Source organism: Virgibacillus necropolis (assembly GCF_002224365.1).
GTDB classification, from domain to species: domain Bacteria; phylum Bacillota; class Bacilli; order Bacillales; family Amphibacillaceae; genus Virgibacillus_F; species Virgibacillus_F necropolis.
The window spans coordinates 3,871,917-3,889,958 of the sequence record NZ_CP022437.1 but is presented as its reverse complement, the minus strand read 5'-3'; the positions used below and the strand labels follow the sequence as shown (position 1 = coordinate 3,889,958).

General features: G+C 41.8%; 23 protein-coding genes. 21 read left to right on the top strand and 2 right to left on the bottom strand.

Features of this window, described 5'->3' with window-relative positions; all coding sequences use genetic code 11:
- Positions 1-387 precede the first annotated feature (387 nt).
- The 15 genes from CFK40_RS18415 (at position 388) to CFK40_RS21045 (ending at position 8,820) form a co-directional block, all read left to right on the top strand.
- Complete coding sequence (locus CFK40_RS18415; RefSeq protein WP_089533850.1) at positions 388-618, top strand: hypothetical protein; 231 nt, start codon at positions 388-390, stop codon at positions 616-618.
- An 823-nt stretch (positions 619-1,441) separates the two neighbouring features.
- Positions 1,442-1,642 carry a helix-turn-helix domain-containing protein gene (locus CFK40_RS18405; protein WP_161493908.1) on the top strand — a complete coding sequence of 67 codons (201 nt, stop codon included), beginning with the start codon at positions 1,442-1,444 and terminating at the stop codon, positions 1,640-1,642.
- 39 nt (positions 1,643-1,681) lie between these two features.
- Positions 1,682-2,086 (top strand): hypothetical protein, encoded by a 405-nt coding sequence (locus CFK40_RS18400; RefSeq protein ID WP_089533847.1) that lies wholly within the window; start codon positions 1,682-1,684, stop codon positions 2,084-2,086.
- Between the two features lie 116 nt (positions 2,087-2,202).
- Entirely contained in the window at positions 2,203-3,282 is a 1,080-nt protein-coding gene (locus CFK40_RS18395; protein ID WP_089533846.1) for a DUF3102 domain-containing protein, read from the top strand.
- A gap of 125 nt (positions 3,283-3,407) precedes the next feature.
- Positions 3,408-3,587: a hypothetical protein gene (locus tag CFK40_RS18390; protein ID WP_089533845.1), complete on the top strand. Its 180-nt coding sequence runs from the start codon at positions 3,408-3,410 to the stop codon at positions 3,585-3,587.
- 3 nt (positions 3,588-3,590) lie between these two features.
- Positions 3,591-5,027 (top strand): TOTE conflict system archaeo-eukaryotic primase domain-containing protein, encoded by a 1,437-nt coding sequence (locus tag CFK40_RS18385; protein ID WP_089533844.1) that lies wholly within the window; start codon positions 3,591-3,593, stop codon positions 5,025-5,027.
- Between the two features lie 107 nt (positions 5,028-5,134).
- Positions 5,135-5,662: a hypothetical protein gene (locus CFK40_RS18380; RefSeq protein ID WP_089533843.1), complete on the top strand. Its 528-nt coding sequence runs from the start codon at positions 5,135-5,137 to the stop codon at positions 5,660-5,662.
- A 149-nt stretch (positions 5,663-5,811) separates the two neighbouring features.
- Complete coding sequence (locus CFK40_RS18375; protein ID WP_089533842.1) at positions 5,812-6,015, top strand: helix-turn-helix transcriptional regulator; 204 nt, start codon at positions 5,812-5,814, stop codon at positions 6,013-6,015.
- 109 nt (positions 6,016-6,124) lie between these two features.
- Complete coding sequence (locus tag CFK40_RS21560) at positions 6,125-6,253, top strand: hypothetical protein (protein WP_264371378.1); 129 nt, start codon at positions 6,125-6,127, stop codon at positions 6,251-6,253.
- Between the two features lie 26 nt (positions 6,254-6,279).
- A complete protein-coding gene (locus CFK40_RS21840; RefSeq protein WP_089533841.1) occupies positions 6,280-6,867 on the top strand; it encodes an HNH endonuclease in 588 nt (195 codons plus the stop codon).
- Positions 6,868-6,944: 77 nt separating this feature from the next.
- A complete protein-coding gene (locus tag CFK40_RS18365; RefSeq protein ID WP_089533840.1) occupies positions 6,945-7,340 on the top strand; it encodes a hypothetical protein in 396 nt (131 codons plus the stop codon).
- Positions 7,337-7,465, top strand: a complete 129-nt coding sequence (locus CFK40_RS21555; protein ID WP_264371377.1) for a hypothetical protein — start codon at positions 7,337-7,339, stop codon at positions 7,463-7,465. The genes CFK40_RS18365 and CFK40_RS21555 overlap by 4 nt, the downstream gene beginning before the upstream one ends.
- Positions 7,462-7,788, top strand: a complete 327-nt coding sequence (locus CFK40_RS18360) for a hypothetical protein (protein ID WP_089533839.1) — start codon at positions 7,462-7,464, stop codon at positions 7,786-7,788. The genes CFK40_RS21555 and CFK40_RS18360 overlap by 4 nt, the downstream gene beginning before the upstream one ends.
- 54 nt (positions 7,789-7,842) lie before the next feature.
- Positions 7,843-8,478: a hypothetical protein gene (locus CFK40_RS18355; protein WP_089533838.1), complete on the top strand. Its 636-nt coding sequence runs from the start codon at positions 7,843-7,845 to the stop codon at positions 8,476-8,478.
- Between the two features lie 171 nt (positions 8,479-8,649).
- The gene (locus CFK40_RS21045; RefSeq protein ID WP_161493907.1) at positions 8,650-8,820 is read left to right on the top strand and encodes a hypothetical protein; all 171 of its coding nucleotides are present in this window, start codon (positions 8,650-8,652) and stop codon (positions 8,818-8,820) included.
- Positions 8,821-9,018: 198 nt separating this feature from the next.
- Here the strand turns inward: CFK40_RS21045 and CFK40_RS18350 are convergent, their stop codons facing one another.
- Positions 9,019-9,516 (bottom strand): hypothetical protein, encoded by a 498-nt coding sequence (locus tag CFK40_RS18350; RefSeq protein WP_089533837.1) that lies wholly within the window; start codon positions 9,514-9,516, stop codon positions 9,019-9,021.
- A gap of 219 nt (positions 9,517-9,735) precedes the next feature.
- Here CFK40_RS18350 and CFK40_RS18345 point away from each other — a divergent pair, with 219 nt between their 5' ends.
- Positions 9,736-10,368 carry a DUF4352 domain-containing protein gene (locus tag CFK40_RS18345; protein ID WP_089533836.1) on the top strand — a complete coding sequence of 211 codons (633 nt, stop codon included), beginning with the start codon at positions 9,736-9,738 and terminating at the stop codon, positions 10,366-10,368.
- Positions 10,369-11,187: 819 nt separating this feature from the next.
- On the opposite strand, the gene CFK40_RS18340 is transcribed toward CFK40_RS18345, so the two are convergent.
- Complete coding sequence (locus CFK40_RS18340; RefSeq protein WP_089533835.1) at positions 11,188-11,439, bottom strand: hypothetical protein; 252 nt, start codon at positions 11,437-11,439, stop codon at positions 11,188-11,190.
- A gap of 773 nt (positions 11,440-12,212) precedes the next feature.
- Here CFK40_RS18340 and CFK40_RS18335 point away from each other — a divergent pair.
- The 5 genes from CFK40_RS18335 to CFK40_RS18315 all read left to right on the top strand — a co-directional run bounded on the left by CFK40_RS18335 (position 12,213) and on the right by CFK40_RS18315 (position 18,034).
- On the top strand, positions 12,213-13,931 hold the full coding sequence (locus tag CFK40_RS18335; RefSeq protein ID WP_089533834.1) for a sigma-54 interaction domain-containing protein: 1,719 nt from the start codon (positions 12,213-12,215) through the stop codon (positions 13,929-13,931).
- Between the two features lie 328 nt (positions 13,932-14,259).
- Entirely contained in the window at positions 14,260-15,027 is a 768-nt protein-coding gene (locus CFK40_RS18330; protein ID WP_089533833.1) for an electron transfer flavoprotein subunit beta/FixA family protein, read from the top strand.
- A gap of 20 nt (positions 15,028-15,047) precedes the next feature.
- Entirely contained in the window at positions 15,048-16,022 is a 975-nt protein-coding gene (locus CFK40_RS18325) for an electron transfer flavoprotein subunit alpha/FixB family protein (protein WP_089533832.1), read from the top strand.
- A gap of 48 nt (positions 16,023-16,070) precedes the next feature.
- A complete protein-coding gene (locus tag CFK40_RS18320; protein WP_089533831.1) occupies positions 16,071-17,237 on the top strand; it encodes a thiolase family protein in 1,167 nt (388 codons plus the stop codon).
- 20 nt (positions 17,238-17,257) lie between these two features.
- On the top strand, positions 17,258-18,034 hold the full coding sequence (locus CFK40_RS18315) for an enoyl-CoA hydratase/isomerase family protein (protein ID WP_089533830.1): 777 nt from the start codon (positions 17,258-17,260) through the stop codon (positions 18,032-18,034).
- Positions 18,035-18,042: the final 8 nt, after the last annotated feature.

Genomic DNA, 18,042 nt, shown 5'->3' with positions numbered 1-18,042 from the left:
AGGTAGTAGGGTATACGGTAAACTAACGGAAGTAATACCCGTTATATAAACGCAGTCATATCAACATTTGTTACGTTTAGTTAGTTTACATATTGCAACATATGGGAAGTCAGCGCGAAGGAACTATTCGGAGTATTACGTGCAAATGTCGGTAATTAATAGACGTATTAATTGTTTGATAATCGGGAGCTATTCCGACAATTGGGGGCGGGGGCGTACGAACGTTTGAGCGGTTACCGGGTGCCGGAAAATTGCTTACAAAATTTCGTTCATAGGGGGCCAAGGAATCGCGCTCAATTCGTCAACTTTCGTGTGATTTACGTTGATTTGGTCGTTAAGCGTTAAAAGTTGTACACTATAATTTAACGATTAAAAGGAGGTAACATTATGACGGGATTTGTTTGGATTTCCGGAACCAGTAAGCCGAGTAACGAGGAAGTAATCGAAGCCTATGAGCGTTCAAAGTCGGAGACGGAACAATTGAGAAAGGACGTAGTTAAGAGGTACTATGCGTCACACAATTTACCTTATTGGGCCGTTAATAAGGTGGCCAATATACGGTTTTCAGAGAAGGAGTTTATCGAAATACTCGCAAAATTACAGGAGGAAGACGAATAAATCCAGAGGGGTTGGTGTATGTGCCAGCCCTTCCGTTTCATCATCACCCACGCACCCGTTTATAAAGTCGCTATTTTGTTTCCTGGAGTCAATAATCCCGCAATGTCTATTTCCAACGTAACACACACTGCAGCTATGGAACGCCTATTCCACGTTATTCTTAAACGTAAGTATTTCGTTCATGTCCGTTATGTCAAGGGCGTCCGCGATCCTATGACTAACATAAATACGAAACTACACGATTGACAAGATCAGAACGTTTTACCTAGTAGACTTTGCGCTTACATCGGCTTTTCTGTTCTACACTATGACGACGGCGTGAAGTAAATCGAAAAAGTATGGCTCAATCGTTTTGGCGGACGGTCGGGCCTTTATTACGTTTAAATAAAATTGAATATTCTGGATTCTGTAGATGGTGGCCCATAAACAGCCTTATGATTGGTATAAGTAAGTAGATAGACAATACAATTCGCACAAAAATGTCCCACAAACGGTGCTTTTCAGGTTATTAGTAATTGTACGGCGAAAAGTTAGCGGATAAATGTCCCAAATTTAACGGCCATTGTGCTATTAGGTAGTATAGGCGGAAATATTTCGGCAGTCAGCGTTAAAATGGATCGGTTGCCAACGTAGTTGTATTCGAAGGGACATATCGTAAAATTTATTTTTCGTACGTCGAAGCTACGCAGGACAACGGTTATAGCAATTGTGGTAAAAATTAGGATGTCCCAAATTCGACGATTATTTTGGTATTAGTAAGTAGAGGGGTAAAAATTTTTACCACGTAATCACAATGTTACCACGATTAAAGGAGGCACGCAGTATGGACGTAAAGTTGTTCGTAACAATCCGTAAGCTAAGCGGATCAAATCAGTATCAATACGCCGGTAAGCTAGGAATCAGCCGCAGCCTTGTCGCTAAGATCGAGACAGGCGAACGGGCGATAACGACGGACATTTCCGCAAAGGTTCGTGAGGAATTCGGCGCGGATTACATCGAGCAAGTGGCGAAATTAGTAAAATAAATTTAATGGCGATTACGCCGGAATGGGAGAGGTTGCGGAATGGAAAAAATACTGTATCACTATACAAGTACTTTTCATTTACCAAAAATAATTAAGGTTGGTTTTTTAAAACTAACTGAAAGTAATTTACGGATGGATAAGGAACTTTATAAACCGGTTGTATGGTTGACGACCGCCTACGAACCCAATCCAAAAGGGTTGGGTTTAACCGGAAGTATCGTCGATAAAACAGAAATAAGAATTCATGTTAAAAAGAAAAATTCATTTCAATATTGGAAATCATACAGTCGAAAAAATAAAATTGATAAAAAATGGGCGGAAATATTAGAAACAGGACGGAAAAGCAATACATGGTGGGTATCAACCGAAATTATAGCATTGGATGATGTTCAATTAATCGAGAATAAATATACCGGAGAAATTTATTATTCAGCTACAAACTGATAAGGCTGGCAGTCGGTGCTTGCCTGGATAAGATGTACGCAGAGTTTGGCGCGGATTACATCGAGCAGGTAGCGCGATTAGTGGACGCAAAATAAAACTAAACGGAGGGTTAAGGAATGGAAAAGTTAACGGATCGGGTAAACCTTGATGACGCTAGAAGAGAATTGAAGGAATGGCAGCAGATTGAAGCCGGCGCAACCTTTCAAATAGGTAGGATATTGAAGGAAGTTAAGGACACCGACATTCAGCACGGACAATGGACGGAATGGCTCGAATCGGTCGGCTACAATCCACGAACAGCACAACGTTACATGCAAATATATAAGCGATTTAATGGTGTAGAAGGTGCGGAAAATGTACCGGTTAGCAAGTTAACGGAATTACTTTCATTACCGGAAGAACTCGACGTAAAGCCGTTTCTAATTGACGCCAAGACGGACACAAAGAAGGTTATTCGCGAAAAGGTGCGCCATGCTAAAGGTGCACCGGAGCGGCAGAAGGAAAGCCGTCGCCCGGAGACGCAAATAGAGCAGCCGAAGAAACCGAAGCAAGCAACGAAGGTACCACATGAGTCCGCCTACATTAACAAGGTAACGGCAGCGTTAAATAATTTAATACCGGAGTTTGCTACAGAATTAGAGGAAGGAGACGCGAGTATATCGGAAATATTAGCGATTGGCAGCGAATCGCACGAGATACAGCGGAAGTTACTAGTCCTATCCGAGATAGATGTGGAGATTGAAGTTAAACACAAAATTATGATTGCTAAATTAACGCCAGACAAGAAGTTAAAATACATTAAAGGGTTGGTCGGTGTGGTGGTTTCAACAGCTAAAATATTAGGTTGGGAATTTAATTGGAAGGAACTAGAAACATATTACGAAAATAACGATTATGAATCTATGAAGGCGGACTTTGAGGAATCACAACAAAAAGCAGACGAGGAATTGAAAAATCGCCGGGAACAAGGAAACACCGGCGGAGGCGGCAACAATTTTGATTGGAGCAGTTTATTCGGTCGCGGTGTATCATCGTCGAAAATATTAGGTGTACCGGACAACGCAACGAAACAAGAGGCAAAAGATCGGTATCGCCAGTTAATGAAGCTACTACACCCGGATCACGGTGGAGACGCGCAGTTATTCGACGTAGTAAAGAAAGCATACGACGGATTGACAGGCAAATCGGCGAGTTAGGAGTTACCGCAAATAAGGTCAAGACACAGCCTTCGGCAATCTATCAATCTAGTGATTACCTATATATAAATAAGTTATTAGTACCGAAAACCAGTACTTTTTAAACAACCAAAAGGAGAGGTTACATGGAAAAGTATAAATGTATTTTAAGTTTAAGGGTGGCTAATGACCTGGTTGCAAAGGATTTTCAGCTTGTGTATATCGAGCCGTCACATAAACGAGTAGGTAAGCTAGTTTTTGTCTTTAAAAACAGTAAGGAGTTAGAGGTCGAGTTAGTTAAATATAGAAAAGAGAGGAGCCGTTAAGGTATGGAGAATCCAACCAAGCAGCTTGTTAGCAAGTTTAACGAGTTGTACATTCAAACGAGAAGTAAATATCTTGTACAGTTTCAAAACGGAAAGTACATCACGTTATCATACGCGCCGGACAACAAGGTTACAAAGTTTAACGACAGTATGATAAACACGCATTTAAAAGGCGACCTAACTTACGGAGTATTTGCCGGAGGGCATTTCAGTAAGTTTATAACGTTCGATGTCGATTGCGCTAACGAGGGTTTATCACGTTGGATCGCGTTAAAATTAGTCCTCGTACTGGAAACGGAATATGAAATCAGCCGAAAAGATATACATGTTAGTTATTCGGGCGGTAAAGGCTATCACGTCGATCTTTTCTTTACGGAGCAAATTAAAGTCGAGGAACTAAAGGCGTTTCACCGATCCGTATTAGTTAGCGTCGGTTCACTTCCGGAAGGTCAAATCGAGTTCCGTCCGTCGTGGTCGCAGGGTGTTAAGATACCGCTAGGAGTTCATCAAAAAACTGACAATCGTTGTTGGTTCGTCGACAATGAAACGCTAGAGCCGTTAGTCGAGGACGCGTCATACGATTATCTGTTAAGCGTTGAGCCAATGCCAGCCGAAACTATTACCGATACAGACTTCGGATTAACCGACGAGCAAATAACAGAGTTTGAAACAATCGTAGCCAGTACGGACATCACCGTTAACGCCGTCGATTTATCCAAGGCATTACAGAACGCCGGACGAATTATTGAAACCGGCCGACTAACGGCGAGCGGAACGCGTCACAAAACAACCTTTACGTTAGCTTGCTTCGGAAATACGCAAGGGTGGGAAGAAGACGAAACGGTCGGCGTCATAATGGATATTATGCTCGCAACGCCGCGCGAATATTTCAGCGAAGGAAGTACGCCGGAATACTGGTTAAAAGAGGCCGAGCGATTAGTAAAATACGTATTCGATAACGACATTACGTTAAAGTCGAGCGACAAGGCGTTAACTATTTACAAGTCGGAAATCCTAGCCGTTTTAAGCTGCGGAACATTTCGGCAAAAGCAGTTAGCCTACGCGATGTTAGTTACGAGTAAGCGTTACGGCAATATCTTTTATCTAACGGTCAATACTGCCATGAAGATGATAGGCACAACGTCGAGGGAAACGGTGCAGAACGCCATAAAGAAGTTGGTGGAAAGTGGATTTATCACGTATCACCGTAAAGGCGAGTTAGATAAGGCACGCAGTTTTGAAATCGGCCAGGTACGTTATAAGCCGAATAAGTACAAGTTAGCGTTCGAAAAGCCGGCAGAAGGTGAGAAGGCCGTCCAAGTTACTTCTAATCAATCTATTATCGAAGTTGCGTTAATGTTATGTGACGTGAAGGAGGTACGTAAGTATGTTAAACAATACGAGTTCGATAACCGTTGGAAGGCGTATGTTACCGGTTAGTCGTGCATGGTGTTGCTTACATGGTATCTCTATATAAATAAGTTATTAGTACCGAAAACCAGTACTTTTTAAAACAACCGATACAAACAACCAAGGGGGAAATGTACATGCAAACAGTAGAAGAGCGAAAAGAGATAACGGAATATTGGGAATCATCGATAGACTTAGGCAGGGAGCCGGGCGAAGGCGCGATCCAATTCGCCAAGCAATTTATACAATCGCAGGCCGACGCGATACCGATACTTCAACGCCTGCTAGACGGTGAAATACACGACGCAACAGACAACCGGATCAAACGTTGCGCCTACTGTCAGTATTATTGGCGTGACGATAGCCTACGTAATACGAAGAAAACTTGTTGCGACGATTGCCACACCGCGAAAAAGTCTATACAGAAACGGCAACAGAGGGAGCGCCAGGACTTAATTAATCCGAAGCCAAGAAAGCGCAAGTTAATAGACGATTATATATGGTGGCTAGAATATCCGTTGTGGCTTGACGAGTATTCAATGCTAAAAATCGGATGGAAATTCGAAGTGCCGCACACGATGAAGACGATTAACTCTATTGAAGCGAAGAATCATATTTATGGCGATGGTAACCGTAAGACATCGATTAAGAAAGCCGAGTACTGATTTTAAGTGGCGACCGTACGGTATTGGTGAGGAAGGGATATTAAGCGCGCATGTTCCTTCACGACGGCGTTACTCGACGGGGTGGCGTCCTTAGCTTTGATTAAAGAATAGTAAATATTAATCATTTTAGTAAGAAGGGAGCCAGGGTTATGAGCGGAAAAACTGTACGAGTTATTCGGTTGTATCACGGATTAAGTCAAGCCGAATTTTCGAAGCAAGTAGGATTGTCGCAACAATTAATATCGAAGGTTGAAAACGGCGAATTAGAGTTATCGCACAAGACTAAGATTAAGATACTGAAACACTTTAAAGTATCAACGGAAATCATCGACTTGGAGGAGGAAATCACGTAGGGTTTTTATTTTTTAATGTCTGTATATGTAAAAGTTTAAACTTACTCAATATAAGAATAAGTCAACTTTGGCGAAATGTCAAGGATTAAATCTTTTGGGAGGTGACGGAATGGACGGGAAAACATTAGCGCTATATTTAATCGCACTTGCAATGCTAGAGGCAAATGGCCAAACGTATGTCAGTAGGGAAATACGCGAGGCTATGAATCAATTGCAGTATGAAATCGGACTAAAATAAAAATAAATTAAGGGACGGGATGAATTATGGAAAATCAAACAAAGAAATGTACAAAATGTAACGAGGTTAAGCCATTGGACGCGTTTAACAAGCACTCCAAAAACAAAGATGGTTATCGGTCGTATTGTCGTGAGTGTCAGAACAATTATGACCACCAATACCGCAAAGACAACGCCGATAGACTAGCGGAGTACAACGCAACGCCTAAACGACGAGCGGATCAAGCGTTACATCGAGCGCAAAGTAAGCGCCGACAGGTCGAGTCTAAGCTAGGCATAACGATAGCCGACGACTTGCAAAGCTACCATATAGCGATGATCCAATCTAGTGACGATGAATGTATATACTGCCGGAAGGAACTCGATCCGAGCACGGTTACTATCGATCATGTAATTACGTTCGCACAAGGAGGCACCAACGAGTATAAAAACTTACTTCCGTGCTGCGGTGGTTGCAACGCTAGCAAGGGTAACCGGCCGATCATGGAGTTTCTAGCGGATAAATGCGACGAGTATTCTACGAAACAAGTAATATTCCGATTAGCGCAACGTCGCGGCATAGAGTACGACGAAATGTACGAACTATTAAATACGCCGGAATTAACCGACGAATAAGCACGCAAGCTACAAGCCTTCGCCGATCAATCGGATCAATATGAAACGGAGTTACAACGAATCAAGGAGGCGACTATGTGACGGACACGACAACGAAGCAAAGCCAGTTAACATGCAAATATAAAGCCGTAGCAATCCGCGAGGACGACCGTACCGGCATAGGAATTTTACGTTACCTACCGGAGACACGAAACGGAGGCGCGACGCTAGAAATACATTCGATATATTGCCCGGACAAGTTATCGCATAAGCAAACGTTTCTAGCCGTTATGCAGCACATAAACGTTGACGACGGAGAATCGGCCTTGTTACGTACGGCAATGATGAACGTTAAGTACCAGTGGGCAGCGTTATATCCGAATGTATTCGTTAAGGGTGAACGGTACAACATCGGAGCGCATAGCGAGGTGCTACGTTTAGCAGAGGATGCACTACGAAGGAAATCGACTATATATGAGGAGGAAATTAATTGAGAAAATTGAACAGGCAAATTGGACAATTAACAAATCAATATAACAAGCATGGTATACCGATCCAAACTAACAGACCGCCACGAAAAATCCAGGAACTACGGGAATACCGGGAGGCGCAGCGATGAGGCTATTCGGAAACAAAGGCACGATTGAGGAAAGCGATCAACCGGAGCCAAGCGAGGTCATAGCACGCGTTGAGATTAAGCGAGTTGACCGAAAGACACGAGACATCAATGCGTTTATAGTCGATTGTGTTACGTCAGAAACGGTATACAAAGCGACGTACACAACGAAAGCAAGTACGGACTTTTACGCGTTCAATGGTGCCAGTGACGACTTAAAAAACGTGATTGATCGTGAGGACTATATTTTACGCGGAGATATAACAACGAATTCTACGGACATTCCGTTTGCACGAACGTTAGACAAAAGCACTTATGGGCGATAGAAGTACGCTATTTGTATGAACAAAAACTATAAAAAACAAAAGGGGAAATGACAAATGGAATTAAAACAGTTTGAAATTCAAATCAATCAGAAGGTAGATAAATTTCGCAAGGACACGGACTCAATTAATAAAAGTGACAATCCCGGCTTCACCGAAGATGTAAAGGCTTATGAAACACGAAAGTTACGAGACGCACTCGAAAAGGAAGTTGACGACATTAACCGTCAATACAAACACGCAGCAGAAGAAGCGCTAGTCATCGCAAAGGAAGATGCCGCGAAGTCCTACTTTTCTATTACGGAAATTGACCGCAAACTAGCGGATCATCACCTGGACACATACGTAAGTGACGTTGCTTTTAGCTATAACGACGATCAAAAAGCCGAAGCGTTCGATCGGCTTGAAAGAAATTTACAGTATTTATCACCGGCGCAACTAGACCACCTTCGGAAATCATTACCGAAAGTATTACAAAGTGTATCGGATAAGGACACGTTAAAAAACCTTCGAGGACTGAACACAACTTTGTCAGTATTACAAACACCGCAACAGGAAGCGTTGGACGAGGTACAAGCAGCCGCGGAACGTACGCCGGATGCTAAGTTTCGCAGGTTACGAATGAGTCATACGGCGTACTCCGACCACAAAGACAACCGGTCAGGTAAGACGGGAATGGGACAAGTGGAATAAGTTAACCGCCCGTCGGCACTACTTGTTGGATAGTAGGAGGGCGACAAATAAGACGCACACACGTTAGGGGACGGCGTCTTAAACCGTTTTAGAAGGCACAACGGCGGGGTTCGGATAAGCCCCGTCACATTTAAAATGTAATTCAAACTAAAAACAGAATGGGGCGATATATTGAAGACAATCACGCAGGTTAATAGAACGGTGTATAGTACCGAGGAACTCACGGAATTAATAGCAGCGGTCGAGCAGCAAGGCGGAAATATTACCCGGACTACTTCGCTAAGAAATGGTGCCGGGATTAGCGTTGAGATTGAATTGAACGAAAATACGCGACAGATTTAACGTAACCAATGACGGCGGTGCGAGGGTGGGCGTTAAACAACGGAGCAAAATTTAAAACTCCTTCCGCATGACGATATATATATAACTAACACTATCACCGCTAATATTGACGGGCAGACCTTGATGAGGGTTTGTCCGTTTTTTAAGCAGAATCTTAACCTCTGTTTATCCGGTTTCTAGGTCATTTGCTAATGAGGACTAGTTTAAATATTGAAATGTTAATTCTTCACCATTTATAATTTCCCCATTTTCTATTAAAATTAATGGGGTTTTAAAAGAAAAATCGTTGTTCTCTAAATCAAAACCATTAATCTCTATAAAACCTTCTGTATTGCTTTCCGCTTTCACCTCTATCTTAATAACTAATGCCTCGTATTTATCAGTTTCTTTGCTTGTACTTCCTTTATATTCACTATGAACCATTAGACCGTTAAATTGGCTTTTTACTATAACAGATTCTCCTATCCATCTAGCATTACTGATTACAAAAAAGGGATACCCCTCATTTACTAAACTAAACCAATAGTTTTGCTTTGTATCACTAGTGTTGTAATATTTTATTTTGAAATAAGGACGGAATTTTTTAAACCTATCCTTCAATTGTTCTTTATATTGCTTTCTAGTTAACACAACCGATCCCCATGAAGCAATCGCAGCTGCTGAAGCAATAATTACTGAAATTAATTCAATTTCCATCAAAAAACCTCCCCATAGTTAGACTTAACTCTATAATCAATATTCGACAACAAACGCTTTTCACCTTCTTTTTGGTTACATAAAAAAGACCTTGTCATATATACCTAGATATCACGATATATTTTATGGGGGTAATTTGATAAAAAGTATTTTACAAATTGATTACAAACAGGTAACATGTAATGTAATCTATCAAATTGAATAAAAGGAGTTTTTGTAATGAGTAAAGAAAAAGTGAAAAAGCCATTCTATAAAAAGATATGGGTATGGGTAGTAGCTATTATTATTATTTTTATCGCAACTAGCGGCGAGGGCGACACCGAGACTGCAAGTAGTAACGAATTGACCGAAACCAACACGGAACAGGCGACGGACAAAAGTAACTCCGACGAGAAGGAAAAAGAGAAGGAAAAAGCCAACGAGCCTAAAATGGCTAAGATGGGCGAGCCAGCAAAGGTTGAGAACGTTACTTTCACGGTAAACAGCGCCGAAGAAACTAAAGAAATAGATAGCGGAAATGAATTTGTTGAAAATGCTACAACTAGCGGTAAGTACGTAATACTAGATGTTACTGTTAAGAACGAAAAAGACGAGGCTATCACGATTAATTCTAGCTTTTTTAAACTTATCGCTGACGGGACCGAGTATGAGCCAGCAACGAGTGGAACCGTAATGATGGCTATGGGAGACTCTATGGGAGACTTCTTCCTAACGCAAATTAACCCTAACCTTGAGAAAACGGGTAAGGTAGTATTCGAAGTAGGAGCCGAGGTCGACCTAGCTAAAACAGTTCTACAAGCTCAAACAGGCGCTTTTGGAACCGAAACTATTAAAATATCACTAACCAAGTAACACACACACTAGCGGGCAGCCTTGCGAGGTTGGTCGCTTTTTACATAAACCGATGTCGTCAGAACGCCCTCAGACGAAATTACTTTTACTTTCGCGGGTGATTGTCCACTAATTCGCTAGAAATGCGATTCTACGAAACTACTTGTCTTTTCCGCATACATACGATATACTAAACGATAACAAAGGAAAGCGGTCATGTAACCGTTTATCCGTCTGAACGTACGTAAATATTAACGTGATGCCTTCCGGAAGCATGTACGAGGTGATAAGCGACTCAAAATCATGTATCCTCTGGATGTGCCGGTTCGACCCCGGCCACTGGTATTTCCATGTTACTTCTGGTTAAGTTTAAAAAAAATCATGTACACTTAAACGTTGTCATATCAGTGTTTAAGTGTACTTTTTTGTTTTGTTAGAATCCAATAGAAAATGATTTTATTTTACACATTTTTTACACAAGCATCTTTTCAAAAATAGATACTGTTTCTTGTTTATCTTCTGTACGCATTTCATTTAATATATGTGCATATGTCTTCCATGTTGTTTCAACATCTTTATGCCCTAGACCTTCTCCTTCAAATCGGCGTGGATAATGAGACCTATTTCTTTTTCTTGGTCATGAACTTCTACAAGGTTCAAGCTGTTTCCAATGTGATTTTCGCAACCTTTATTCGAAAGGTTGCGTCTGGATCAGATGGATTTTGAAGTATACGAGATGATAACTTAACTTTGTCCCTTCGATAGGAACATCGACTCCATCTTCTGTTTCGATTGATTGTTCTTGAAGAAGACGGGAAAGATGTCCACAGGAAAGGGAGTCTAAGGCAACTGATTTTTCTTGAACCCATGGGCTTGTCGGATAAGGGATTCAAGTTTAGAGCCTTCTTCTGTCGATTTGGTCTTGTATATTGTTTTATTTTTATGGCCTTTTTCAAGGTATGCCAAATAGGATTCAGGAAGTTCTAAATCCGGGTTTTTGCTTAATTCTCTTACCATATTACGAATGACCGTATACACCAGTTCAATACGCGTCATTTTTTTACAGGAACTGTCGATCATGGTGGAGTCCATGCGAGCCATCTATTTAATTAAAGAAAGGAACTCTGCCATCTTTTCAGCAATTGATTTCATTTCTTTTTGGAGATGACTTTCTCCAGTTTGGAGTTCATGTTCTACAAGGCAACATCTAAAGTTGGATAGCGTATTCACGCAGAGGCGTTCCTTGTCTGAGTTCGCCTCTAAGCCCAAGGCATACTGAAAGCGATAGTCGAAATATAGCGATACAATTAGTTCCTAGTCTGATAGTATATTCTGTTGTTTAAGTACAAGTAAGCTAACCAGTACATTGACTGGCTTATTCGGACGACTCGCTTTATCACTATACAAAGCAGAAAATCGTTCTTCATCAATTTGAGTAAGAATAAGGCGATAGAAATCATCTGCCAGCTTTTTTCAGTAATTCAATGATGTGATCTGGAAATGCTTGATCCTGATCAAAGAGCGTTTTTTGAACATCTTTTTTTCCTTGCCTGAACATGGTCTAACCTCCAACATAGAATATCTATCTCTATTATAATTGCTTGTTCAGTTTGGTTGAGGAAAAAAGATAGACCTTTTTGGGTGAGAATCTTCTTTTTTTAGTTTATAATAATTTTTAAATAGAATTAATATTTATAAAACTCTCCTCTTATTTTCCCTATCTTTACTTCATCCAGATTCTAGAATGTAAAAATAAATAAGTCTGTAATTAGAAATTCATAGGTTCGGTAAGTTAGTAGTGGTGATTTCAATTATTATGACTCTTGAACTTATATGGTTTTGGTATAAAACGAGGGGGTTAACGAATGAGTAATGCATTGAAGTGGCTGGAAAACATCCCGTTAACAGTGGCGGTAACAAATCATGATGGAGTTATTAAACAATACAATTCTCTTTTTGCTAGACTCTCCGCAAAAACGGCCTTTGGAATCAATATACAAGAGTTTTTTGATCAATGGACGGTTTGTGAAAATAACTTTATTTCTGCCCAGTTGGAAGGTAATACTTACGCTTTGCAATGTAACGAATGGGGGGATCAGGGTGAATCAAGCTTCTTTTATGTCGTTAACGACGGAGTTTACATTCAACAAATGCAACGTAACATAAACCAATTAAGTCAAGTGAACGAAGAACTTGATGCGATCATCGAAGGTTCATATGACGTGATATATATTACAGACGGTAAGGGAAACACTTTAAAAGCAAATTCAGCAATAGAAAAACTCACGGGTTTTCCTAAAGAATGTTTTGTTGGTAAAAATGTAAGAGCCCTGGTTAAAGACGGATATTTAAAAGACTCAGTAACGTTGAAGGTTCTTGAACAGAAGAAGATAGTTACCATTTTGACGGTTAGTAACGCCGGTCATGAACGATTGACAACAGGCAAGCCGATTTTTAACGAAGAAGGGGAAATTGAAAGGGTAATCACAAACAGTCGTGATTTTACAGAACTGGACGAAGCATATCGTGAGCTGAGAAAGGCACTTGAGTTAAATGAATACTACAAGAAAGAATTGGAGAAGTTGAAATCAAACAAACATCGGGATCCTGATGTCATTATGGAAAGCGCCAACATGTTGGAGGTTTACGATTTGGCTGAACGGATTTCAGAGGTTGACGCCACCGTGCTAGTTCTGGGGGAAACGGGAGTGGGAAAGGATGTGTTGGCAAGACACATCCATCGTTCAGGTCAGCGGAGTGAGAGTGGGAAATTCGTAAAGATCAATTGTGGTGCTATTCCCCATGACTTGTTGGAATCGGAACTGTTCGGATACGAATCTGGCGCCTTTACCGGCGCCAAGCGGACAGGGAAACTAGGTATGTTTGAGATTGCACACAACGGTACACTGTTCCTAGATGAAGTCGGCGATTTGCCATTAGCGTTGCAAGTTAAACTTCTCCATGTTTTGCAGGAGAAGAAAATTCAACGGGTTGGCGGAACAAAGACAATTGATGTCGATATCAGGTTGATTGCCGCAACCAACCGGGATTTGAAACAAATGGTGAAACAAGGAGAGTTTCGTGAAGATTTATTTTATCGGTTAAATCTCATACCGATTCATATCCCTCCTTTGAGAGAACGGAAAGAAGATATTTTACCGCTCGTTTATCATGTTCTTCGAGCAGTAAATACAAAATACGGAATGACGAAGGAATTTGACCGAGGAATAAAAGAGTTTTTTTACAATTATGAATGGCCTGGAAATGTGCGTGAACTGTCAAACCTAGTTGAAAGACTGATTCTTACAGTTGCGGAAAACATTGTAACTGTCAAACATCTTCCGACCGAATATGGTCATCAGGAATATAGCGAACCAGAATATGATCAACCAGAAAATGATCGAGAAGATGAGTATGAGAAAGAGATGACATTAAAAGAAGCGAAAGAAATTGCTGAACGGAAGATTTTGGCCGTCGCGATACAGAAGTATAGCAGTACGTACGAAATGGCTCAGCAATTGAAGACTAGCCAAACGACGATCGTCCGGAAACTGAAACAATATAAGTTACAAGTTCATCAATAAAAAGTTATTTTTGTTAACGAGTCATTTTTGGTTCGAGATTCAAAAAAAACTTACTAAAATGACAAAAAAGCACCCAAAGGGTGCTTTTTTGAATTGTTTTTGTTTCAAAGATAAAAAAAGTATGAAGGTGAAAGGTAGACTTTTGTTGGTATTTCTGGATTTTTCGCCTTTTCCTCCCATTTTTTAATGTTGGCATGGTACTTGCAATAAAAAAGGGTGTAAAGTCCTCACAGATTGGAGGGATGGAATGAAATGCCGAAATCATCGTGCATAAAGTCGTCTGTAAGAAAAATTAATTTTTCAGGAATTTTAGATAGGAGGAAGTTGGATGAATATACTCGTTTTATTAAAGCAGACCTTTGATACAGAAGAAAATATAGTAATTGGAGACGGACAAATTAGTGAAGAAAATGTTGAGTTTATTATGAATCCTTACGATGAGTATGCCGTTGAAGAAGCTGTAAAAATCAAGGAAGAAATCGGAGCAGAAATAACGGCAATTACAGTAGGCCCGTCTCGGACGGCAAGTGCCTTGCGGACAGCACTTGCGATGGGAGCGGATCAAGCTGTGTTGATCGGATGGGACGGGCAGGAATCCGATGAATGGACTGCTTCCAATTTGATCGCTGCAGCTATCAAAAACCGTGATTATGATTTGATTCTGGGCGGCAACATGGCCGTCGATTCTGGCTCAGGTCAAGTAGCGATACGTGTTGCAGAAAACCTTGGGATACCTCACGTATCGACGATTACGAAACTAACATTGAATGAAGGGATAGCAACTGTAGAAAGAGATGTGGAAGGTGACGTGGAAATTGTCGAGGTTCAATTACCTTTTCTTGTTACTGCTCAACAAGGATTGAATGAGCCTCGTTATCCGTCTCTGCCCGGGATCATGAAAGCAAAGAAAAAACCGTTGGAGACCTTATCGGTAGAAGATTTGGCTTTAGAAAGTGAAGATACGACAGCTTCTACATTGATCATTGATCAATTTTTGCCGGCTAAAAAACAAGCAGGACGGATTTTAGATGGAGAAATTCAGGATCAAGTCAGTGAACTCGTTCAAATTTTGCAAAACGAAGACAAAGTCGTATAAAAACAAAGGAGGAGAGGGACATGGGAAAAAAAGTACTTGTTTTGGCAGAAATTAAAGACGGGAAGTTAAGACACGTAACCTATGAGGCATTAACAGTTGCCCAGCAGGTGGCCCAAGGAGGAGAAATTACTTGTGCCTTGTTTGGCTCGGATTCAGCGGTTTTCACAGATGAGATAAGTAAATACGGGGCAAACACGCTATATGTCGTGAACGATGAACGGTTAGAAGTATATACGACGGATGCGTATGTACAGACGGTGAGGCAATTAGTTGACGAAGTTGAACCAGAGGTTATACTCATGGGACATACTGCGATTGGAAAAGATTTGGCACCACGGTTGGCGGCACGTTTGAAGCTTGGGTTGATCTCCGATTGTACAGAAGCAGTACTCGACGATGATACGGTTGTCTTTACTCGTCCAATTTACGCAGGTAAAGCGTTTCAAAGAAGACGTTTCCGTAATGGTACTGTTTTTGCGACCCTTCGCCCGAACAACTTTGAGGTGTTAGAAAAGCCTGTGGAAACAGAGGTGGTCCCCTTTCTACCGGCGATCAAAGATTTACGAACGACTGTAAAAGAAATCGTGAAGAAAACAACAGGCGGGGTAGATCTCAGTGAAGCAAAGATTATCGTCTCGGGTGGTCGTGGAGTGAAAAGTGCTAATGGGTTTAAGCCGCTCGAGGAATTAGCGGAAGTACTTCATGGAGCAGTCGGGGCTTCCCGCGGGGCATGTGACGCTGATTTTTGTGATTACTCCTTGCAAATTGGTCAAACCGGAAAAGTGGTTACCCCCGATTTGTATATTGCATGCGGCATCTCTGGGGCAATCCAGCATCTTGCCGGTATGTCGAATTCCAAGGTCATCGTTGCAGTCAACAAAGATCCGGAAGCTCCAATTTTCGAAGCTGCTGATTATGGTATTATTGGTGATCTGTTCGAAGTTGTTCCGCTACTCACGGAAGAGTTCAAAAAAGCAATTGCGGTAAATGCTTAAAACATAGTTAAGCTAAATTAAAGGATTTGTTAAGGAGGAAATGAACCAATGAGAGAAGCAGTGATAGTATCTGCAGTAAGAACCCCGGTTGCCAGACTTGGTGGAGCATTAAGGGACCTTCATCCATCTATTTATGGCGGTGTCGTTATGAAAGAAGCACTTGATCGTGCCCGAGTACAGGGAGAAGAAGTGGATGATGTTATTCTCGGAAACTGTCTCGCTGGCGGTGGAAACGTGGCACGATTGACCGCGCTTGAGGCGGGGCTTCCAGTTTCGATTCCGGGACTCACAATTGATCGCCAATGTGGTTCAGGAATTAATAGTGTCGCACTGGCTGCTGAAGCGATAATGGTCGGGAGCGGAGAGATCCTGATTGCAGGCGGAACGGAAAGCATGACGAGAATGCCTTACTTAATGGAACCGCCGAGCAAACCCTTTGATCGAGTTCCACCTAAGCTTATCGGGAAACGTAAGCTTTCTTCTGAACGAATCGGGGATCCGCCGATGGGGATTACGGCGGAAAATCTAGTAACACAATATAAGATTAGCAGAGAAGAACAGGATCAGTTTGCCCTAAGAAGCCAGAAGAACATGAAACAGGCAGTCGAAAACGGACTTTATGAAGAACAAATTGTTCCTGTGTCATTAAAGAACAAGAAGGGTGAGGCGGTACTATTTGAGAAAGATGAACATCCTAGGTCTGATACGACAAGTGAAGGGTTGGGTAAGCTTCGCCCGGTTTTTAAGGAAGGCGGAACAGTGACAGCAGGCAATTCATCTGGTGTGAATGATGGGGCATCGGCTCTTGTGATGATGTCAGACAAGGAGGCGGAACGCAGAGGATTGGAACCACTTGCTCGGGTCACAAGCTGGGCGGTGGCCGGTGTAGATCCGAATATCATGGGAATCGGTCCGGTTCCTTCTACTCAAAAGCTGTTGCAGAAAACGGGATTAAAGCTAGACGATTTCGATTTGATTGAAATCAATGAGGCATTTGCCGCTCAAGTTCTCGCTTGTGATTGTGAATTGCACTTTGATTGGGAGAAGGTAAATGTCAACGGTGGAGCCATTGCTCACGGACATCCGATCGCAGCTACTGGCGGAATGCTCGTAATGAAACTTGCGTATGAGATGAAACGCCGTAATGTAAAACGAGGACTTGTAACAGCATGTATCGGTGGAGGGCAGGGGATTGCCCTTATGTTAGAGCGCTAAACGTTGAGGGAGGGAACTTAATGGAGTTTCAAAATATTTTGTTGGAAAAAGAAGGGGAAATGGGGCTTGTCAAAATCAACCGTCCAGAAGTGAGAAATGCCCTAGATCCGAACACAGTGGAAGAAATTGTAAATGCGGTAAAAATCCATGAACAGGATGAAGAAGTTGGTGTTATCGTGTTTACTGGAGCCGGGGACAAATCTTTTGCGGCCGGTGCCGATATTCGCAGACTTCAGGAGAGGAAGACGCTTGATGCTCTCCTTCCTGGGATGTCTGATGCATATAGAGAGATCGAAAGCTGCAATAAGGCGACGATTGCCGCGATTAATGGTTTTGCTCTTGGTGGAGGATGTGAACTAGCGATGGCATGCGATATCCGTATTGCCGCTGATCATGCTAAGATTGGTCTTCCTGAACTTAATTTGTCCATTATTCCAGGGGCAGGCGGCACTCAGCGATTGGCACGTATTATTGGAAAAGGAAGAGCACTTGACATGATTTTGACAGGTGAAATGCTGACAGCCGATCAAGCAGAAACGTTTGGTTTGGTTTCGCAAGCGGTTCCATTGGAACAATTGTGGCAAGCTGTAAAAAATAAAGTAGATAAAGTTTTGGCTAAAGGACCGCTCGCAGTAAGAATGGCAAAACTAACGGTAAATAGAGGATTTGACCTCGATATGGATACTGCCCTGATGATGGAAAAAATGGCTCAGGCAATTCTTCTAGGGTCAGAAGATAAACAAGAAGGTACACAGGCATTTTTGGAAAAAAGAAAAGCGGAGTTTAAAGGAAGATAATAACGAGG

Coding starts and splice junctions, on each gene's coding strand:
- CFK40_RS18375 (WP_089533842.1), top strand. CDS start 5,812: ATGAGCGGAAAAACTGTACGAGTTATTCGGTTGTATCACGGATTAAGT.
- CFK40_RS18315 (WP_089533830.1), top strand. CDS start 17,258: ATGGAGTTTCAAAATATTTTGTTGGAAAAAGAAGGGGAAATGGGGCTT.
- CFK40_RS18320 (WP_089533831.1), top strand. CDS start 16,071: ATGAGAGAAGCAGTGATAGTATCTGCAGTAAGAACCCCGGTTGCCAGA.
- CFK40_RS18390 (WP_089533845.1), top strand. CDS start 3,408: ATGGAAAAGTATAAATGTATTTTAAGTTTAAGGGTGGCTAATGACCTG.
- CFK40_RS18350 (WP_089533837.1), bottom strand. CDS start 9,516: ATGGAAATTGAATTAATTTCAGTAATTATTGCTTCAGCAGCTGCGATT.
- CFK40_RS18400 (WP_089533847.1), top strand. CDS start 1,682: ATGGAAAAAATACTGTATCACTATACAAGTACTTTTCATTTACCAAAA.
- CFK40_RS18385 (WP_089533844.1), top strand. CDS start 3,591: ATGGAGAATCCAACCAAGCAGCTTGTTAGCAAGTTTAACGAGTTGTAC.
- CFK40_RS18335 (WP_089533834.1), top strand. CDS start 12,213: ATGAGTAATGCATTGAAGTGGCTGGAAAACATCCCGTTAACAGTGGCG.
- CFK40_RS18405 (WP_161493908.1), top strand. CDS start 1,442: ATGGACGTAAAGTTGTTCGTAACAATCCGTAAGCTAAGCGGATCAAAT.
- CFK40_RS18415 (WP_089533850.1), top strand. CDS start 388: ATGACGGGATTTGTTTGGATTTCCGGAACCAGTAAGCCGAGTAACGAG.
- CFK40_RS18355 (WP_089533838.1), top strand. CDS start 7,843: ATGGAATTAAAACAGTTTGAAATTCAAATCAATCAGAAGGTAGATAAA.
- CFK40_RS21560 (WP_264371378.1), top strand. CDS start 6,125: ATGGACGGGAAAACATTAGCGCTATATTTAATCGCACTTGCAATGCTA.
- CFK40_RS18360 (WP_089533839.1), top strand. CDS start 7,462: ATGAGGCTATTCGGAAACAAAGGCACGATTGAGGAAAGCGATCAACCG.
- CFK40_RS18325 (WP_089533832.1), top strand. CDS start 15,048: ATGGGAAAAAAAGTACTTGTTTTGGCAGAAATTAAAGACGGGAAGTTA.
- CFK40_RS18395 (WP_089533846.1), top strand. CDS start 2,203: ATGGAAAAGTTAACGGATCGGGTAAACCTTGATGACGCTAGAAGAGAA.
- CFK40_RS18345 (WP_089533836.1), top strand. CDS start 9,736: ATGAGTAAAGAAAAAGTGAAAAAGCCATTCTATAAAAAGATATGGGTA.
- CFK40_RS18330 (WP_089533833.1), top strand. CDS start 14,260: ATGAATATACTCGTTTTATTAAAGCAGACCTTTGATACAGAAGAAAAT.
- CFK40_RS18380 (WP_089533843.1), top strand. CDS start 5,135: ATGCAAACAGTAGAAGAGCGAAAAGAGATAACGGAATATTGGGAATCA.
- CFK40_RS21840 (WP_089533841.1), top strand. CDS start 6,280: ATGGAAAATCAAACAAAGAAATGTACAAAATGTAACGAGGTTAAGCCA.
- CFK40_RS18340 (WP_089533835.1), bottom strand. CDS start 11,439: ATGGACTCCACCATGATCGACAGTTCCTGTAAAAAAATGACGCGTATT.